At 48.3% G+C, this 18,482-nt stretch carries 16 protein-coding genes; all 16 read left to right on the top strand.

Translation table 11 applies throughout. The annotated features are described in order from the left end of the window. The first annotated feature begins 320 nt into the window (after positions 1 to 320). The 16 genes from NKT06_RS25365 to NKT06_RS25290 all read left to right on the top strand — a co-directional run bounded on the left by NKT06_RS25365 (position 321) and on the right by NKT06_RS25290 (position 18,469). Entirely contained in the window at positions 321 to 1,664 is a 1,344-nt protein-coding gene (locus NKT06_RS25365; RefSeq protein WP_253440552.1) for an LLM class flavin-dependent oxidoreductase, read from the top strand. A 211-nt stretch (positions 1,665 to 1,875) separates the two neighbouring features. Beyond that, positions 1,876 to 3,522, top strand: a complete 1,647-nt coding sequence (locus NKT06_RS25360; RefSeq protein WP_253440550.1) for an ABC transporter substrate-binding protein — start codon at positions 1,876 to 1,878, stop codon at positions 3,520 to 3,522. A 261-nt stretch (positions 3,523 to 3,783) separates the two neighbouring features. Further along, complete coding sequence (locus NKT06_RS25355; protein WP_036605816.1) at positions 3,784 to 4,716, top strand: ABC transporter permease; 933 nt, start codon at positions 3,784 to 3,786, stop codon at positions 4,714 to 4,716. 60 nt (positions 4,717 to 4,776) lie between these two features. Beyond that, the gene (locus NKT06_RS25350; RefSeq protein WP_091037784.1) at positions 4,777 to 5,694 is read left to right on the top strand and encodes an ABC transporter permease; all 918 of its coding nucleotides are present in this window, start codon (positions 4,777 to 4,779) and stop codon (positions 5,692 to 5,694) included. A gap of 25 nt (positions 5,695 to 5,719) precedes the next feature. Then, positions 5,720 to 6,268, top strand: a complete 549-nt coding sequence (ssuE, locus tag NKT06_RS25345; protein ID WP_036605818.1) for an NADPH-dependent FMN reductase — start codon at positions 5,720 to 5,722, stop codon at positions 6,266 to 6,268. 69 nt (positions 6,269 to 6,337) lie between these two features. Beyond that, positions 6,338 to 7,210 (top strand): LysR family transcriptional regulator, encoded by an 873-nt coding sequence (locus NKT06_RS25340; protein WP_253440548.1) that lies wholly within the window; start codon positions 6,338 to 6,340, stop codon positions 7,208 to 7,210. 142 nt (positions 7,211 to 7,352) lie between these two features. Then, positions 7,353 to 8,414 carry an LLM class flavin-dependent oxidoreductase gene (locus NKT06_RS25335; protein WP_253440547.1) on the top strand — a complete coding sequence of 354 codons (1,062 nt, stop codon included), beginning with the start codon at positions 7,353 to 7,355 and terminating at the stop codon, positions 8,412 to 8,414. Positions 8,415 to 8,452: 38 nt separating this feature from the next. Next, positions 8,453 to 9,664: an amidohydrolase gene (locus NKT06_RS25330; protein WP_253440545.1), complete on the top strand. Its 1,212-nt coding sequence runs from the start codon at positions 8,453 to 8,455 to the stop codon at positions 9,662 to 9,664. A 338-nt stretch (positions 9,665 to 10,002) separates the two neighbouring features. Beyond that, entirely contained in the window at positions 10,003 to 10,863 is an 861-nt protein-coding gene (locus tag NKT06_RS25325; protein ID WP_253440543.1) for a histidine racemase CntK family protein, read from the top strand. 43 nt (positions 10,864 to 10,906) lie between these two features. After that, a complete protein-coding gene (locus tag NKT06_RS25320) occupies positions 10,907 to 11,863 on the top strand; it encodes an SAM-dependent methyltransferase (protein ID WP_253440541.1) in 957 nt (318 codons plus the stop codon). Positions 11,864 to 11,938: 75 nt separating this feature from the next. Then, on the top strand, positions 11,939 to 13,240 hold the full coding sequence (locus tag NKT06_RS25315; protein WP_253440539.1) for an opine metallophore biosynthesis dehydrogenase: 1,302 nt from the start codon (positions 11,939 to 11,941) through the stop codon (positions 13,238 to 13,240). A 215-nt stretch (positions 13,241 to 13,455) separates the two neighbouring features. Next, positions 13,456 to 15,084 (top strand): staphylopine-dependent metal ABC transporter substrate-binding lipoprotein, encoded by a 1,629-nt coding sequence (cntA, locus tag NKT06_RS25310; protein WP_253440537.1) that lies wholly within the window; start codon positions 13,456 to 13,458, stop codon positions 15,082 to 15,084. Between the two features lie 13 nt (positions 15,085 to 15,097). Then, positions 15,098 to 16,030, top strand: coding sequence for a nickel/cobalt ABC transporter permease (gene opp1B / locus NKT06_RS25305; protein ID WP_253440535.1), 933 nt, complete (start codon positions 15,098 to 15,100; stop codon positions 16,028 to 16,030). Then, positions 16,030 to 16,926, top strand: a complete 897-nt coding sequence (cntC, locus tag NKT06_RS25300) for a staphylopine uptake ABC transporter permease subunit CntC (protein WP_253440533.1) — start codon at positions 16,030 to 16,032, stop codon at positions 16,924 to 16,926. The genes opp1B and cntC overlap by 1 nt, the downstream gene beginning before the upstream one ends. Then, positions 16,907 to 17,716: a staphylopine uptake ABC transporter ATP-binding protein CntD gene (cntD, locus tag NKT06_RS25295; RefSeq protein ID WP_253440531.1), complete on the top strand. Its 810-nt coding sequence runs from the start codon at positions 16,907 to 16,909 to the stop codon at positions 17,714 to 17,716. Before cntC ends, cntD begins: the two co-directional genes overlap by 20 nt. Continuing rightward, positions 17,717 to 18,469, top strand: coding sequence for an ABC transporter ATP-binding protein (locus NKT06_RS25290; RefSeq protein WP_253440529.1), 753 nt, complete (start codon positions 17,717 to 17,719; stop codon positions 18,467 to 18,469). Positions 18,470 to 18,482: the final 13 nt, after the last annotated feature.

The raw sequence follows: 18,482 nt of genomic DNA, 5'->3' as shown, positions 1-18,482 counted from the left end.
AAATCAATATGTACCTGTGAATCAAGCGTTTCCGGCTGCTGCATGATGCAATAGGGTGTTGTACAGCAGTTGGAACGTTCAACACTCAAAACTTTTGTGAGATGTAAATGATTCTAATTCACATCTTCAATGCTCATATAGAAAAAATCTATTAGTCGCGCTGTTGACCCTTTTACGGGGCAGTGATAGGATTTGTGAAATTAAAACAAACCAAACTCATAGGAATAGTTAACTTTTAGTTAATTCGCATACGTAAACCCTTCAGAATGGCCCTTGCTAACTCTCTTTGAAGATTTTAATCCAAGGAAGGCGGAATGCACATGACAGCGAAACGCAGTTTGAAATTCGGAGCGATTGTACACGGCGTTGGAGGCAGCAATACGACATGGAGACACCCGGAAGTCCAGGCAGATGCCAGCGTTAACTTTGAGTTCTACAAACGTCAGACGCTAAAAGCGGAAGAAGGCAAGTTCGATCTTGTATTTATCGCAGACGGTCTGTATATTACCGAGAAATCCATTCCTCATTTCCTGAATCGCTTCGAACCAATCAGTATCCTCTCCGCTTTGGCTGCTGTTACTTCACGGATTGGACTGGTGGGTACCCTCTCGACATCCTATAGTGATCCGTTCACCGTAGCCAGACAGTTCGGTTCCCTGGATCAGATCAGTAATGGCCGTGCAGGCTGGAACGTCGTGACCTCTCCGCTGGAAGGTACAGCGAAAAACTACAGTAAGAGCAACCATCCTACGCATCCGGAACGTTACCGCATTGCTACGGAATATCTGCAGGTAACCAAAGGATTGTGGGACTCATGGGAAGATGATGCCTTTGTAAGAGACAAAGAGAGCGGTGTATTCTTCGACCCATCGAAGCTGCACACCCTTAATCATGAAGGAGAATTCTTCTCCGTACAGGGTCCACTCAACATTGCGCGTTCACGGCAAGGACAGCCAGTGATATTCCAGGCGGGTTCTTCGGAAGATGGCAAAAACCTGGCTGCGCAAGAAGCGGATGCTGTCTTTACCGGACACGATACGATTGAAGATGCTCAGGCATTCTATAAGGATGTCAAAACACGGGCCGCTTCCTATGGACGTTCTTCACAGGATATTGTCATACTGCCAGGTATCAATCCTATTGTTGGACGGACAGAAGAGGAAGCTGAACAGAAATATCAGGAAATCGCAAGCCTGGTCACGATTGACAAAGCATTGGATTATCTGGGACGTTTCTTCGAACATCATGATTTCTCCCAATATGCACTCGATGAGCCTTTCCCGGAGCTGAACGGAATTGGAAGCAACAGCTTCCGCAGTGGAACCGACAAGATCAAGAAGGATGCCAAAGAGCAAGGATTGACCTTGCGTGAAGTGGCTCTGCGGGCAGCAACACCGCGTAGCAAATTCCTGGGAACACCGGAGCAGGTCGCTGACAAAATTCAGGAATGGTTCGAGACGGAAGCGGCAGATGGCTTCATTATTGCTTCCGAACTGCCAAGTGGATTGTCTGATTTCGTAGAACTGGTTGTTCCGATTCTACAAGAGCGCGGCCTGTATCGTACGGACTATGAACACGATACATTGCGAGGTAACCTTGGGGTGAAAATTCCGGTTAACCGTTATACGGCTGCGAGGGAGCAAGTTGTATCTGATCTGGCATAATTGAGCGGAGTCCTATTCAATTTACACAAACGCGTTGCTTCTTCGGATTGGTTCTGATCTCTTCGTTAACGTGTAAAGTCTGGAGTTTAACTTATAAGCCATGAACTCAACCATTTGCACTATCTTAAAACCGACTTAACTCATAGGATATATCGATTATTGGTATAAGCATCAATATAATGACACCTGTATACACAGAGGGGGAAGCGATATGAACAGGTCTATCTCATGGATGAAATATATGGCATTGGCAGCAGTATTGGTGATGGTATTATCCGGTTGCGGAGCAGCGGCGGGAGGCAGTACGAACGGTGCTGCTCAGGCTTCGGGCGGGGATCAAACCGGGCCAGCGGAAGGTGGCAACCTGACTTTTGCACTCGCGACTTCCCCGGATACGCTGGACCCTCATCGCAGTGGGCTTGCCGTAACGGTACGCGCCATCCGGACGATCTACGATAATCTGGTTGTGCAACTGCCTGATGGCTCCATCAAACCTTGGCTCGCCACGGAATGGAGCGTATCCGAGGACGGCAAGAGTTATACGTTCAAGCTGCGTGAAGGCGTGAAGTTCCATGATGGTACGCCGTTTAATGCGGAAGCCGTGAAATACAATCTGGACCGAGTGATTGATCCGGCCACCAAAGCTGCCAATTCTCTAGCCCTGATTAGACCCTATAGCTCCTCCGAGGTCATTGATGAATATACCATCAAGGTAAATCTGGAATCACCATCACAAGCCTTTCTTGGCAACTTGAGCCAGGCGCTACTGGGGATCGTATCCTCTACAGCTGCCCAAAAATATGGCGATCAGCTGGGTAAAAATCCGGTGGGAACAGGTCCGTATACCTTTGTGAAATGGGATGAAAATGCGGATATCGTCGTTGCCAAAAACAAGGATTACAACTGGGGACCTGAGACGGTTGAAAATAAAGCTGCGCCACATGTGGATACGATCACATTCAAAATTGTACCGGAAGAAGCGACGCGCATCGGAAGTGTTCAGAGTGGCCAGGTACTCGCTGCCGAGACCGTTCCGCCGCAAAATATCGCTGCATTGAAAAACGATCCGAACCAGCAACTGTTGCAGGCTAACACGGTGGGATTGCCATATACACTCTTTTTCAATTTGCGCAAAGCGCCTTGGGATGATGTGAAAGTAAGGCAGGCAGTGCAATCCGCCGTAGATGTGGAATCGATTGTCAAAACATTGTATCTGGGCAACTACGAACGTGCGTGGTCTGCACTGTCTCCTGGAATTCTGGGTTATGATGCATCGCTGGAAGGAAGCATTAACCCTGACATTAACAAAGCCAATCAGCTGCTCGATGAACAAGGCTGGGTGAAAGGTGCTGACGGCATTCGTGCCAAAGACGGCCAGAAGCTGACCCTGCGTTATGTTGATGGTTCGCCCAATCGGGAGAAACGCAATGACATTGCCGCCATTATTCAGCAGCAGTTGAAGCAGGTGGGCATCGCTGTTGAAGTGGAAATTACAAAAGACGTAGCAACGGTCATCTATCAGAACTGGGATTATGATCTCTATGGCAACAGTCAGGTCAATTCTGATCCAAATGCCTTGTACGCTTTCTATCATACGAGTGCAGAAGGCCAGCGTCCGACATTGTCCGGTTTGTCTGATCCGAAGATCGATGAACTGCTGGAGCAGGGAGCCGTTGAGAGTGACGCGGATAAACGTGTCGAGATCTACAATCAGATCCAGCAATATCTGATTGATCAAGCGGTAATTTTGCCGATCTATGTATTCCCGTATACCGTCGCAGCATCCAAAAAGGTCGAAGGCATCAAATTCGATTCACTGGGGTATCCACTCTTTAACGACGTCCGCATTCAGCCCTAACAGAGGTTGTTCAAAAAGTCCACTTTTGATTACGAGGCAAGCCTAATGGCATGATCAGCATCGAATATGAAATTTAGCCGAAATAAGCGGGAGGCTTACGAAGTATGTTTTCTTTGGAAACATTTTAGTTGCTCACGTAGTTTCCTACGTTCCGCTACTCCATTTCTAGCTTCATTCCATCTTCTCGGTACTGAAAACTGGTCTTTTTGAACACGCACTATAGGAACGACCAATCCAGATTCAGGAAGGAGATATCCCGGTATGGTTCAAACGATACTGTCACGACTCGCAACATCGCTCCTGGTTATATTCGGAGCTTCGGTGCTGGTGTACTGCATCATGTATCTTCTGCCGGGTGATCCGGTTCTGCTCATGCTGGACCCGTCCTCGGCTACCCCGGAGATGATCGAGAATCTGCGGGTTCAGCTAGGACTGGATCAACCGTTTTATATCCAGTTTGCGAACTATTTTGGTGATATGCTGCGTGGCGATTTTGGCAAATCAATGATCAATTCGGATCCGGTTTTGCCCAAAATCCTGGAACATTTCCCAGCGACACTGGCTTTGACCGCACTCAGCTCGATCATTGCCATTACGATTGGAATTACACTTGGTGTATTGTCTGCGATTCATCGCAATGGCGTGATCGATTTCGTCGCCCGGCTCGTTGGACTGTTCGGCATTTCCATGCCAACCTTCTGGACGGGGATACTGCTCATCCTGTTATTCTCGGTACAGCTTGGCTGGTTCCCGGCGATGGGTTCCGACGGATTCAGCTCACTGGTTCTTCCGGCTGCCACACTGGGTCTCGTGGGTGCAGGATTTATTGTACGGATGGTACGAAACAGCATGCTGGAAGTGATCAATGAACCGTTTATTGTGGCGTTACGGGCCAAAGGACTTTCGGAACGAGCCATCATGTATGGTCATGCACTGCGTAATGCACTGATCCCTGCCGTAACAGTAATCGGCATGCTGATCGGTGATCTGCTTGCTGGAACCGTTGTGGTGGAGACCGTCTTCTCCAGACAAGGAATCGGCCGTATTATTGCAGATGCGCTAATGGCCAAGGATCTGCCCGTGGTGCAAGGTGTCGTCTTTTTCACATCAATTATCTATGTCGTCTTGAACTTGCTGGTGGATATCTCGTATTCGTACATTGACCCCCGGGTTCGGCGTGCAGTCCGAACATGATATTGGATGGAACAGTCAGAAGAGTCCTGACAAGGAGTATGGAAGGAGGCGTTGTTGCTCATGAGCATGAAACCTTTGGCTGGTGACAAAAAAGCATGGGCGGGCAGTGTAGGACGTATCCGTCTGTGGAATCGCCGCCCTTGGCGTTATCGCGTCTCATTCGCGGTATCCCGATTATTCTTTTATGCAGCGTTGCTGGTGGTGGTATTTACCGTGGCATGTGCGATTGTGCCAGGCTGGATTGCGCCCTATGATCCAACTCAGATGATGACGGATGCCATTCTGCAGGCTCCCTCTGCCGCGCACCTGTTCGGGACGGACTATTTTGGCAGGGATATCTTCAGTGTGGTTGTGCATGGAAGCAGGGATTCGCTGCTCATTGGATTTGCTTCCGTTCTGGTGGGCGGTATTGTCGGTAGTGCTCTTGGTATTATCTCCGGTTATGCCGGAGGAATTGTTGATACCATCACGATGCGGGCTGTGGATATTCTGATGGCTGTACCCGGTGTGCTCCTGGCATTGTCTGTTGCAGCTGCTCTTGGGCCAGGACTGATGAATATTGCACTGGCTGTTGCGGTTTCCTCCATTCCGGGGTACGCACGGGTCATGCGTGGGCAGGTCATATCGGTCAAAGGTCTGCCTTTCATTACAGCGACACGTTCACTGGGCGGTTCCAATACGCGTATTTTCTGGAAACATGTACTGCCGCATTCGTTGTCACCGTTGCTGGTCATGGCTACGCTGGGCGTAGGGACATCCATTCTAACGGGCTCCGGACTCAGCTTTCTGGGACTTGGGGTGTTGAAGGAAATTCCGGATTGGGGAGCATTGCTCTCCCAAGGAAGAGGTTATCTGACGGTTGCCTGGTGGATCTGTACGTTCCCGGGGCTGGCGATCACTTTGTTTGTACTGGCGGTTAATCTGATTGGAGACGATATTCGCGATCGGCTGGACCCGAAAGTAAAAGGAGCGGCTTGACCGCTATTCCAAGGAGGAGATATTCATGTCACATGTCGTCATTATTGCAGGATCACCTTCCAAGCGTTCGCGTTTGACAGGTCTGACGGATTACAGCAGCCAAAAATTAACGGAGGCAGGCATCACCGTTGAAGTCATTCATGTTGTGGATCTACCCGCTGAGGATCTGGTGCAAGCCCGGTTCGACAGCTCATTCATTCGTGATGCACTTGCTGTCGTGGAAGCGGCGGATGCAGTTATTGTGGCTACGCCGGTATATAAGGCCTCGTACTCGGGCGTACTCAAGCTGTTCCTGGATCTGATTCCGCAAGAAGGGCTACGGGGGAAGTTGACACTTCCGCTCGTTATCGGTGGCTCTATTGCTCATCTACTCGCGATTGATTATGCATTGAAGCCTGTTCTGGCAGCCCTTGGTGGAAGACATATCCTGGGTGGTGTGTATGCTGTGGATCAGGGAATTGAACGATTGGATGATGGGAAGTTTGTACTCTCGGCAGATGTTACTACACGTCTGGATCGCTCGCTGGATGAATTGATATTGACACTGGAAAAGGATGGGATTACGATATCATAAAACCAAGTAAGTGTATTGGATAAATCAATATAAGATCAAACGTCTGCGGACGTGGATACGGAGGCGCTCATGAATATTGAGAATATTGAAGCATTTGTATATATCAATCATTATGGAAGCTTCAATAAGGCTGCCGAAGTACTCTTCTTGTCCCAACCTTCGGTCACAGCTCGCATTCAGTCACTGGAAAGGGAGCTGGGCTGCAAGTTGTTTGATCGGCTTGGCAAACAAATTGTCCTGACAGAGGAAGGCCGTAAATTCCTGCCATATGCGCAGCAAGTGCTGCAAGTGATTCAGAAGGGCAAGCAGAAGATTCAGCAACGCCGGACAACACCGGACGCTCTGAGGCTTGGCAGTACAGTATCGGTATCGAATTACGTCATTCCTGATTTTCTACCCAAGATCAAGGAAGCTTACCCCGAAATTAATATCAAACTGACGACTGCAACGACGGATCAGCTGATTGCCAAACTGCTTGGTCAGGAGATCGATCTTGCTTTTGTACGCAAGGTGATGCATCCTGCGATCCGTACGGTTGCTTTTTATGAAGATCCGATCCAGCTCTATGTGTACAAAGGACATCCATTCATTGAGAGCGGGCATGTCAGCATGGAAGCGATCCGGCAGGAGCAACTGGTCTTTTTTGAATGTGGTTCATTGGACTGGCTTCGCATTCACCGGGCTTTCGACTCGCTGGAACATCCGCCGAATATTACATACCATGTCGATAATTCGGAGACAGCGAAGAAACTGGTTATGCAAGGGGCAGGCATTGCTTTTCTCCCGGGACTCACGGTGAAGAAGGAAGTGCAGAATCAGGAGCTGTTCCCCATTCAGGTACATGAGGTCGCAGGTGTATCGCTGCAGATCAGCGTTGTCACGTTAAAGGAAGAATATTCGCCATTGGCAGAGCCCTTCGGGGAACTGCTGCGACAATTATAGAGCGTCTAATGTTGAATCTGACTTTTACACTAAAACGGAGAGTGCAGAACCAATCTGAAGAAGCGAAGCGTGCGCATTTATCAACGGATTCTTCCCTTGGATTAAGGGAGTACAGTTCAGCACAATCAAGGAGGAGAAGGATATGAGTATTCGAGTTGGCATTTTGGATCAGACTCCCATCTATGAAGGGGAAACGGCGGTGGATGCTTTTCGGCATACAATTGAGCTGGCACAACGGGCAGAGCAGCTTGGATTCCATCGGTTCTGGGTATCGGAGCACCATGATTCGGGGCATGTTGCAGGTTCCTCCCCGGAGGTACTCATCTCCCACTTGCTTGCGCATACGAAGCGGATTCGGTTGGGATCTGGCGGAGTGATGCTCCAGCATTACAGTCCATACAAAGTCGCCGAGAATTTCAATATCCTCTCAGCGCTCGGACCAGGAAGAGTTGACCTGGGAATCGGTCGTGCACCAGGCGGGTTACCACGTTCGACACAGGCGTTGCAGGAAGGTATTCAGGAAGCCGCATCTCTTCAAGAGAAAATTGTTCAGGTGAAACGATACATCCACAACGAGCCGCTTGAAGATAAATCGCATCCACTTGCAGGTCTCAGCGCTTCACCTGTGTCCGCCATCCCAGCGGAACTGTATGTGCTCGGAGCCAGTGTCGATAGTGCAGGCATGGCTGCGGAGCTGGGACTCCCGTATGTCTTTTCACTGTTCATTAACAGTAATATAGAGGTAGCGCTTCAAGCGATCCGTGTATATCGTGAACAATTCAATCGTTCCCAGGGACGGGAGCCTTACGCTGCATTAGCCATATCGTTAATTGTGGCCGAAAGTGAGGAAGAAGCGGAAGGACTTGCGAGCGAGCATATGCTGGTGAAGATCCATCTGGAGAGTGGAAAGGTTCTGACGGTTGGTTCTGTGGAACAGGCGGAAGAATTCGGACGTCAATCGAACGAAAGCTATCGGATCGAGATTCTGGAGCCAAGTGTGACCCGGGGTACGAAGGAGACTGTAGGTCAGGCGCTGCTGAAGTTCCAGCAGGATTTTGCGGTGGAAGAGTTCATTGTGACTACAGCTACACGGGACTTTGCCAAGCGAATTCGTTCATTTGAATTGTTGCGAGAAATTCTGGCAGAGCAGGGACTAAGCGAATTTGCACTGGAATCCAAGGAAGAAGAAGCTGCAATCGGATAGAAGTAGATCGTGAATATATACGAATGGGAGGCCATGTGATGAAAAGTGATCTGGAACAGCCCAAGCAGCAGACTGAAGAGCAAGTACAGGGCCCCGAGCATGAGCTTCACGGTGAACGGGAGGAAGCATTCGCGGAACGTTTAATCACCATTCGGCGACACCTGCATCGCAATCCGGAATTGTCTGGCGAGGAAAGGGAGACGACGGCTGCCATTCGCAGTTGGCTGGAAGAAGAAGGCGTCCGTATTGCAGACGAATATGTGCTTCGGACAGGGCTCGTCGCTGAAGTAGGTCAAGGGGATGGCCCAGTGGTTGCCCTAAGAGCAGATATTGATGCACTGCCCATTCAGGAAGAGACAAAGCTGGAATTTGCCTCCCAGGTGGCTGGGAAAATGCATGCCTGTGGACATGATGCACATACCGCTATTCTGATTGGTGCTGCACGATTACTGAAACAGCGTGAGTCCAGTTTGCCGGGAAAAGTACGGTTGATATTCCAGCCGTCGGAGGAAAAAGCTACAGGTGCACGGCAAGTGATCCAGAGCGGCGCATTATCCGATGTTCGGGCTGTATTCGGGTTGCATAACAAGCCTGATCTTCAGGTGGGTACGGTGGGTATTCGGGAAGGCGCATTGATGGCAGCAGCAGACGGTTTTGTTGTCAAAGTGGAAGGTGTAGGCACCCATGCAGCCGTGCCGGAAGCAGGCATTGATCCGATTGTGGTTGCCGCACATATCGTTACGGCTCTTCAGGCGATTGTGAGTCGTAATGTAGGCGCACAGGAGAGCGCCGTCATCAGCGTTACTAAGCTCCACAGCGGCACAGCCTGGAACGTCATTCCGGATGAAGCGATACTCGATGGCACAGTACGTACCTTTGATGAGAAAGTGCGTGCACGGATTCGCGAGCGTTTCAATCAGGTGGTCGCCGGTGTGGCGGCAGCTTATGGCACACGGGCTACGGTTCGCTGGATTCAGGGACCACCTGCCGTGGTCAACGATGAATCTCTCGCATCTGCGGCGGAACAAGTTGCAAGTGAGATTGGATTAAATAGCGTTAGACCACTGCCTTCTCCGGCAGGAGAGGACTTCTCTTTTTATCAAAAAGAAGTTCCGGGCCTCTTCCTCTTCCTGGGTACCTCTGGCCCGCATGAGTGGCATCACCCTGGCTTTGATGTGGATGAACGGGCATTGCCGCTGGGAGCACATCTTCTGGCTGCACTGGCTGAGCAAGCATTGCGTAATCTGTAAGCATATCAAGAGTGATAGGTACAATGAATCTCTGGATCCTATCCAGATCGAAACGGTTCCGTCTGCGGCAACTGTTTTTGTATTTCTTTTATAACAAGAGCGAGAGCACCGATTCGTTGAATCTTATCAGACGGTGTATTTATGCAGGGCTGGCGCAGAAGCGTCAGCTCTGTTTGGTTTTTTTTGCAGGAGTTGAAATGAAGGAACGAATGAGGTGCAGTCTTTTTAAAATGGAAATATTTGTTGACGCTCCCCAAAAGGATGTGCTATATTTTTCTCGACCTTTAATCGTAATAATTACTATTAATTAAAAATGATGAACAGGAGTAACTACTGCGATGAAACAGGAGATCGATTTTATCAAGTTCAGTCCCACTCAAAACATGACGATTCTGGTTAGAACGGATCATGCAGCCGAGCAATACAGTCATATTGCTACCCGCTTAATGTCGTATGATAACGTTTACGCTGAGCAAGTGGGATTCATTGAACCAACGAGGAGACCGGAGGCTGTGGCCCGTCTGGAAATGGCTGGAGGAGAATTCTGTGGCAATGCTTGTATGGCACTTGCGGCACACCACGCATTTGAAGCAGGACTGGCACAAGAGGAATCTATGGACATCGTGCTGGAAGTTTCCGGAATCGATCAATTGATCATGTGCCATGTGAAGAAACAGCAGAATGAATATGACTGCCAGGTAACCATGCCGATTCCGAAGCAGATTGAACAACGAACCATCCGTTACGAAGGCATCGAGCTGGATATGGTGATCATCCGTTACGCCGAGTTCATCCATATCGTGATTGAAGTGAATAACTTCGACGATACGATGAAGAAGAGGGCACAGACCCTTGCGAGATTACTGGGAGTAACCCTGGGAGATAAGCTGATCGGTATCTTGTTATATCAATCCCACTCGGAAGAAATGGCCCCACTCATCTATGTTCCGGAGTTGGATAGTCTGATCTGGGAGAGAGGGTGTGGTTCGGGTACGGCCTCCGTGGGAGCCTATCTCGCATGGAGCCAGCAGAGGCAGATTACGCAGTACATCAAGCAGCCTGGTGGTGCCATCAAAGTGATGGTCCAGTGGAATGGTACGGAACTTGAGAGTATTACGATTGAGGGATCGGTTGGCATTGTGGCACAAGGCAAAGCATTCATAGATGCTCCAGCAGAATGGAGCGTTGTAAACGTATGAGGTACATGAACCATGATCGAGACAACGTATAGGGGGAAAAGAAATGATCACATTGGTCCATTTTCAGACATGTTTGAGTGAGTTTGCAGAGAAATTCGATAAGCTCGCGAGCAAGTATGATCATACGATTCAGCATAGTGCGGAGCTGGAGGCTGTGATCAATGACTACTCCCGCTTTGTGACTGATCAGGAGAATAAGGCAGCCTGGGAACAGTTGGGGCATTCGGAGCTGGAAGAACTGGATTCGCTTATATGGCAGTTAAGAAATAAATCCGCACAGTGTGTGGCGATCATGGAGAAATATCGTGCATTGAAGTTAGGGCGTGTCTCGAAACTCGCTGAAGTGCATCTTTTACCGCCTTTTCGCCCCCTGCTGCGTCACTTTCCCTTGACGTGCCCCGGCACGCCTGCGGAAAACTTCCTTGCTTGGAACGAAAATTCGGCAAAATCTGCTTCCTTCGGAGCTTCCAGACACGCCCTAGAGAACGGGGATGTACAGATTGCCGATTATTTCAAAAACATCGAAGAGTGTATTGATAAAGAATTCGGCTGCTTCCAAGTTACCTCCAAATCCAAAGTATTGTTGGTAGGTTCCGGTTCCTTCCCCATGACACCATTACTCATCGCCAAGCGAACAGGTGCAGAGGTCGTCGGGATCGATATTGATGAAGAATCCATTACACTCGGGCAGAAGGTGGTGGAGACGCTGGGCGCAGGCTTGAAGATTCGTTTGGAGTCAACATTGCTGGAAAATCTGGAGTATACCAAGGAAGCAACACATATCATTTTCAGCTCTACCGTGGCCCCTAAATATGAACTGCTTGATCAACTGCATGCCCTGACGAATGCACAGGTGGTTGTAGCCATGAGATACGGTGATCAGTTGAAGTCCTTGTTCAATTATCCCATGAAAGAGACGGACAGCAGCAAGTGGAAGCTGGTGGACAAGATTCTGCGCCCGGATGATGTGTTCGATATTGCGTTGTACCAGAAAGCATAGGATGCAAATGCATCCAAGTGTATCCAAGTACGTCCAGTTGGATTCCAGGTTGAACTCTGAAAATAGGAGGTTAATATGAGCAATCTTCAGCGAATTCTGATACTCGGAACTGGACCTGCATCCATTCAGCTTTCGGTAACACTCAAAGATCATCTCAACTGCTGCATTGGTATTGCGGGGAGACCATCGGTTCGTTCAGCGTCCGTATTCGAAGCCCTTGAACAGAGCAATGGGCGTGTTGAGGTCAGCATTCAAAATGAGAAACATCAACCGCTCGCAGGTAAATGTTTCGTTGATCACACGTTCAAGGGATATGACACCATTGATGGTGAATGGGACACACTCATTTTGGCGGTTACCACCGATGCTTATATCAACGTGTTGGAACAAATGAAAAATGAATTCATCAAACAACTGAAATGTATCATTTTGGTATCTCCAACGTTTGGGTCGAATCGACTGGTGACCCATTACATGAGAGAGCGTAATGCAGTGCCGGAAGTGATCAGTTTCTCGACCTACCTTGGAGATACCCGTTGGATGCATGGACATCCGTTCAATCATGTAATCACAACAGGGGTCAAGAAAAAGGTCTATATCGGTTCCACTCGTTACCCGTCTGAACAGGTCCGTAAGCTATGCCAAGTGTATGAGCGTTTGGGTGTTGCGCTGGAAGTGATGCGATCTCCATTGGAGGCGGAAACGAGAAATATCTCGTTGTATGTACATCCGCCCTTGTTCATGAATGACTTCTCATTAGAAGCCATCTTTGGAGCTCCAGATACTCAGAAATACGTATACAAGATGTATCCCGAAGGTCCGATCACACAAGTTTTGATTGGGGAGATGCGGGCACAGTGGCAGGAGATTATGTATATTACGGACCGACTTGGTATTCAGGGAGTCAACTTGCTTCAATTCATGACGGATGACAACTATCCGGTTCGATTAGAGAGTATATCGCGCCAGGATATCGTGAATTTTAATCAGCTGCAGGTTATTCATCAAGAGTATCTATTATACATACGGTACACTTCACTATTGATTGATCCATTCTCAGAACCCGATTCGGAAGGCAAATATTTCGACTTTTCAGCGGTCCCATTCCGCAAAACCTTCATGAACCGCGAAGGAGAGCTGGACATTCCCCGCATGCCCAAGGAAGATTACTACCGCATCAAAATCATTCAGGGCATTGCCAGTCACCTGGATGTGAGCTGTCCAACCATGGATCAGTTTATCGCCACATACGAGGCGAAGATTCAGGAAGTCGCCCGTACGAAAACAGATCAGCGTTTATCCGATGCTTTTGTTATCCAATCTTTTGATGAAGACATTCGCATGATCTGCACCGGGCTTGTTAGTAGTAGGGTCTAGTTACATTTAAATAATGCAAATTAAATTTTGTTTTACACAGTAACGGAGGGGGCAGAAAGAACCTGAAGAAGCGGAGCGTTCGCATTTATCCCCGGATTTTCTCTTTGGAAAAGAGATCAAAAAATCTGGGGATAACGGCGATCGGAAGGTTGTTCTGACCACGTAGTGGTCTCGTGTAATGTTTGAATTTTATTTGCTCATCGGGAGGAAATGTTGTGAAAAAGGGTCTTACTTTTACATCCATACTATTGCTGGTGTCTGCCATTGCGCTGCTCGCCGGATGCGGACAGAGCCCGAAAGAGAAAGAGGGCGCACAAACCCAGTCCGTTAATAGCCAGGTACAAACAGAACTCATCTATGCTTCTGCCAAAGATATTAATGATATGAACCCCCATCTATACACGGGTTCCATGCCTGCACAAGGGATGCTATACGAGTCTCTGGTGGAAAACACACCTGACGGAATCAAGCCATTGCTGGCGGAATCATGGGATATCTCGGAGGATGGCAAGATATATACCTTTCATCTGCGACAAGATGTGAAATTCCATGATGGAGAGCCGTTCAACGCAGAGGCGGTTAAACAAAATATCGATGCAGTACAGGCGAATGCCGAAAAACACGCTTGGATCAAGCTGTCTACCAAAATCACGAATGTGAAGGTTATCGATGAGTACACAATAGAGCTGACACTGTCAGAAGCTTATTATCCGGCTCTGGTGGAACTGTCCATGACAAGACCTTACGTCTTCATATCCCCCAAGGATTTCAAGGATGGAGGCACCAAAGACGGAGTAAGTGGTTTCCACGGCACAGGACCTTACAAGCTTACTGCTCATAAAGTTGAAGAGAATGCCACGTTTGAAGCTAATGAAGACTATTGGGATGGTGCGCCTGCAATCCAGAAAATCACATCCAAGGTTCTTCCGGCAGGCGAAACAACATTCCTGGCATTACAAAAGGGAGAAATCAACTTTGTGTTCACCGATGACCGGGGAGCAGACAGCATTGATGTCGAGGCTATGGACCAATTGGCTGAATCCGGTGATTATCAAGTGGTCCGAAGTGAAGCGATGAATACGAGTATGATTGTTGCCAACAGCAGTCGAGAGAATAGTCCGGTTCAGGAAACGGCAGTTCGGGAAGCGCTTTGGTTTGCCATTGATCGGGAAACGATCAGTAAAGATATTTTTAATGGCACACAAACCGTAGCGGACACGCTATTTTCAACCAATGTTAATTACGCCAAGGTAGACCTGAAGAAACGGCAATATGATCCGGAAATGGCTAAAAAGCTTCTGGACCAAGCTGGCTGGACATTGACAGACGGTGAAGGGGTGAGAACGAAGAACGGTCAGCCTTTAGCCATGAAACTATACTATGACAGCAACTCGTCCTCACAGAAAATACAGGCTGAATTGATCCAGTATTCGATGAAAGAATTGGGTGTGCAGCTTGAGATTATGGGCGAAGAGTCCACTTCGATCGCGAATCGGAGAGCAACCGGGGAATATGATCTGCTCTTTAATCAAACCTGGGGACTGGCTTATGATCCTCAGAGTACCATTGCGGCATTTACGTCCGATTCGGCATACAAGCATACGACAAGCGGAATTGCCCAAGCAGATGAATTGTATAAGAAAATCGATGCGGTCATGGTTTCCACGGATGAGGCTTCACGCCAATCCCTGTATGCCGACATTATGAAGATCGTCCATGATGAAGCAGTTTTCATCCCAATTACCAATGGACGTGTCACCGTAGTCGCTCCCGAGAATCTCGATGGAATCTCATTCAAGCAGACTCAATATGAACTACCTTTTGAACAAATGAATTTTAAATAGAGCGGAGATGGATATGGGAAGTTATATCGTCAAAAGGATTCTGTTAACCGTCCCTTTACTGATTATCATTTCATTTATAACGTTTGTTCTGATTAATCTATCTCCCTTGGACCCGGCGGTTGTTGTGTTACAGGCACAGGAAGTTCCGCAGATTACTGATGAATTAATTGCCCAGACCAACAAGGCATTGGGATTCGATCAGCCATTCATGATCCAGTATGTGAACTGGATCATGGCTGTTGTGCAGCTGGACTTTGGCAACTCTTATGTATCTGGTGAACCTGTATGGTCATTGATGGGGCCTGCTTTTATGAACACATTGAAGTTAACACTTGTCTCATCGGTATTCATTATTGCGCTGTCCATTCTGCTGGGTGTGATCTGTGCCATGAGAGAAGGTAAGCTGCTGGATCGATCGGTCAGAGGCGTATCATTTTTCCTTACCGCCATGCCATCCTACTGGCTTGCAGCCATGATGATCTGGTATTTTTCCGTCAAGCTGGACCTGCTGCCTACCAGCGGCATGGATTCGTATCGAAGCTACATTCTACCGGTGATCGTGATCACGGTGAGTTATACGGGCATTTACTTCCGAACGGTTCGAAGTTCCATGCTGAGCAATATGAATGAGGACTATGTGTTATATGCAAGGGCAAGCGGTCTGAGTGAGAAGAAAGTTACCCTGCATATTCTGAGAAATTCATTACAGGTGGCCGTGTCCATCTTTTGCATGGCGATCCCGATCGTGCTGGGCAGTACGGTGGTCATCGAAAATGTGTTTGCCTGGCCGGGGCTCGGGAGACTCAGCGTGAAATCCATTTTAAGCAGGGATTTTCCGATTATTCAGGCGTATGTTCTGATGTTGGCTGTCACCTTTGTCTTGTTTAATACGTTATCCGACATCATTAATGCGGCGATGAATCCCCGTTTGAGAAAGGAATTCTGATGCGAATACTGATAAATCTGAGCAAAGACAAACTGGCCATGACCTCTTTGGTGGTGATTATGGTCACGATCATGGCGGGGATGTTGGCTCCGCTTATTGCGCCGCATGACCCTGGCCAAGTGAATATGAAGCTTCGTTATGCCTCCTCGTCCTGGGAGTATCTATTAGGCAATGATCATCTGGGCAGATGTGTATTATCCCGGCTTATCTATGGCATCCGTCCAAGTGTGTTATGGGTTCTGGTTGCGCTCAGTCTATCTGTTCTGATCGGGGCTATTGTTGGATTTGTCGCGGGTTACTTTAAGGGGAAAGTGGATGCGTGGATCATGAGGGTCTGTGATATCATGCTGTCTTTTCCCGGATACGTGATGACACTGGCGGTGGTTGGCATTTTGGGTGCAGGACTGGAGAATATTTTGATTGCCTTTGTGTGGATGAAATGGGCCTGGTTTGCCCGCGTTATTCGCACATCTGTGATGCAGTTCTCCGATATGGATTATGTAAAATTCGCCAAAGCCTCCGGCACACCCAATCTGAGAATTATAACCAAACATATTGTTCCGGTTACCTTTGCCGATATTGCCGTCATTGCCAGTGGCTCCATGTGTTCAATGATGTTGCAGATCTCCGGCCTTTCCTTTCTGGGGCTTGGCATTCAGGCTCCGCATGCGGAATGGGGGATGATGTTGAATGAGGCGAGGGAAGTCATGTTCTCCAGACCTGAATTGATGTTGGCACCGGGCCTGGCTATTGTGGTGGTCGTGTCTGCTTTTAATTTTCTATCGGATGCGCTTCAAGTGGCTCTGGACCCCAAATTGATGACCTCTCAAGGTAAGTCTGACAAGTCTTACGAAAGTGAGGTGAGAAAGACGGCTTATGAATATAGTCGAGGTTGAACATTTGAAAGTATGGGATACCAATACACGCAAAGTGATCATTCATAACAGTTCATTCGAAGTTAAGCAGGGAAGCTGTATGGCCATCGTGGGGGAAAGTGGTAGCGGGAAGTCCGTTACGTGCAGGGCTATTATGCGACTGAACAAGCCATGGATTCGCCAATCGGGCACAATGTTATTTCAAGGAGAAGACTTGAACCAGCTTTCTGAACCGGAGATGCGGCGTAAGCGAGGCAAGCATCTGTGTATGATTTTACAGAATGGCATGAGTGCATTTGATCCTTCTTGTGTCATTGGTGTGCATCTCCGGGAGACACTTCAGCAGCATTTTGGCTGGAACACCCGCGAGATTGAACGAAAAATCATCAATGCTATGGATAGCGTCATGCTCAGACATCCGCGCGAGATTCTGAATCAATACCCACATCAACTGTCCGGTGGAATGCTGCAGCGAATCATGATTGCACTGGCATTGGTGCTTGAGCCCGATCTGATTATTGCGGATGAGCCGACAACAGCGCTGGATACGATCTCCCAATATGAAGTGGTGGAGCAATTGATTCAATTACGCGAACGCATGGGCTGTTCCATGATGTTCATCTCCCATGATCTCGGCGTCGTGCAGAAGATTGCAGATGACGTGATGGTCATGAAGGACGGAGAGATCGTAGAGCGCGGCAGCATGCATTCTGTTTTGACAGAGCCGAAGCATGCCTATACGCAGTATCTGGTCTCTACCCGACTGGAGCTGAGCAATCATTTTAAGGCGTTGATGCAGGGGGACTCGTAGATGCTAAAGGTGGAAGGTATTGAAAAATCATATAACCAAGGCGGACTGTTCTCCAAGTACAAACAACAAGTTTTGAAACAGGTTACCTTTGAATGCCAGCATGGCGAATGTCTGGGCATCATCGGTGAAAGCGGAAGCGGCAAATCGACGTTGGGCCGTCTGATTCTAGGTATTGAACGACCAGATCATGGAACGATCTCGCTGGATGGTAAAGACGTACAGGATCGACGTGTACGGATGGGTAACATCAGCGCCGTTTTTCAAAATTATACGTCCTCTATCAATCCGTTTCTTACCGTGGAAGCTGCCATTATGGAACCCCTGCAAGCGCAGCAAAAGCTGCGAAAGGATCAGGGTAACTCAGAGAAGGTGGATCTGTTGCTGAGCCAAGTTGGACTGGACCCTTCCTATAGATCCAAATATCCGCATGAACTATCGGGCGGGGAGGCTCAGAGAGTGTGCATTGCCAGGGCCATCTCCACCGCCCCTAAATGCATTGTGTTTGATGAAGCGATCAGCTCACTGGACGTATCTGTTCAGATTCAGGTGTTGCAATTGTTGAAAGAGCTGAAAGAAATCTACAAGCTGAGCTATGTTTTTATCACGCATGATATACAGGCGGCAGCTTATATCTGTGACAGGGTAATCATTTTCAGAGAGGGACAGGTTGTAGAAATCGTTCCGACCAAGCAACTTAAGGACGTACAGTCCGATTATGCGAAGCGATTATTGAAGCATTTAATACCATTTTAGGAGGAACACCCAT

The sequence above is a fragment of the Paenibacillus sp. 1781tsa1 genome (genome assembly GCF_024159265.1).
Lineage (GTDB): Bacteria > Bacillota > Bacilli > Paenibacillales > Paenibacillaceae > Paenibacillus.
Note: the sequence above shows the minus strand (reverse complement) of the source record. Positions and strands in the feature narration are given on the sequence as shown.

Bases quoted from the DNA above. Each gene is read 5' to 3' on its own strand.
- NKT06_RS25290 (WP_253440529.1), top strand. From the start codon at position 17,717: ATGCTAAAGGTGGAAGGTATTGAAAAATCATATAACCAAGGCGGACTG.
- NKT06_RS25365 (WP_253440552.1), top strand. From the start codon at position 321: ATGACAGCGAAACGCAGTTTGAAATTCGGAGCGATTGTACACGGCGTT.
- ssuE (WP_036605818.1), top strand. From the start codon at position 5,720: ATGTCACATGTCGTCATTATTGCAGGATCACCTTCCAAGCGTTCGCGT.
- opp1B (WP_253440535.1), top strand. From the start codon at position 15,098: ATGGGAAGTTATATCGTCAAAAGGATTCTGTTAACCGTCCCTTTACTG.
- NKT06_RS25330 (WP_253440545.1), top strand. From the start codon at position 8,453: ATGAAAAGTGATCTGGAACAGCCCAAGCAGCAGACTGAAGAGCAAGTA.
- NKT06_RS25360 (WP_253440550.1), top strand. From the start codon at position 1,876: ATGAACAGGTCTATCTCATGGATGAAATATATGGCATTGGCAGCAGTA.
- NKT06_RS25355 (WP_036605816.1), top strand. From the start codon at position 3,784: ATGGTTCAAACGATACTGTCACGACTCGCAACATCGCTCCTGGTTATA.
- NKT06_RS25335 (WP_253440547.1), top strand. From the start codon at position 7,353: ATGAGTATTCGAGTTGGCATTTTGGATCAGACTCCCATCTATGAAGGG.
- NKT06_RS25350 (WP_091037784.1), top strand. From the start codon at position 4,777: ATGAGCATGAAACCTTTGGCTGGTGACAAAAAAGCATGGGCGGGCAGT.
- NKT06_RS25320 (WP_253440541.1), top strand. From the start codon at position 10,907: ATGATCACATTGGTCCATTTTCAGACATGTTTGAGTGAGTTTGCAGAG.
- NKT06_RS25325 (WP_253440543.1), top strand. From the start codon at position 10,003: ATGAAACAGGAGATCGATTTTATCAAGTTCAGTCCCACTCAAAACATG.
- cntD (WP_253440531.1), top strand. From the start codon at position 16,907: ATGAATATAGTCGAGGTTGAACATTTGAAAGTATGGGATACCAATACA.
- NKT06_RS25315 (WP_253440539.1), top strand. From the start codon at position 11,939: ATGAGCAATCTTCAGCGAATTCTGATACTCGGAACTGGACCTGCATCC.
- cntC (WP_253440533.1), top strand. From the start codon at position 16,030: ATGCGAATACTGATAAATCTGAGCAAAGACAAACTGGCCATGACCTCT.
- NKT06_RS25340 (WP_253440548.1), top strand. From the start codon at position 6,338: ATGAATATTGAGAATATTGAAGCATTTGTATATATCAATCATTATGGA.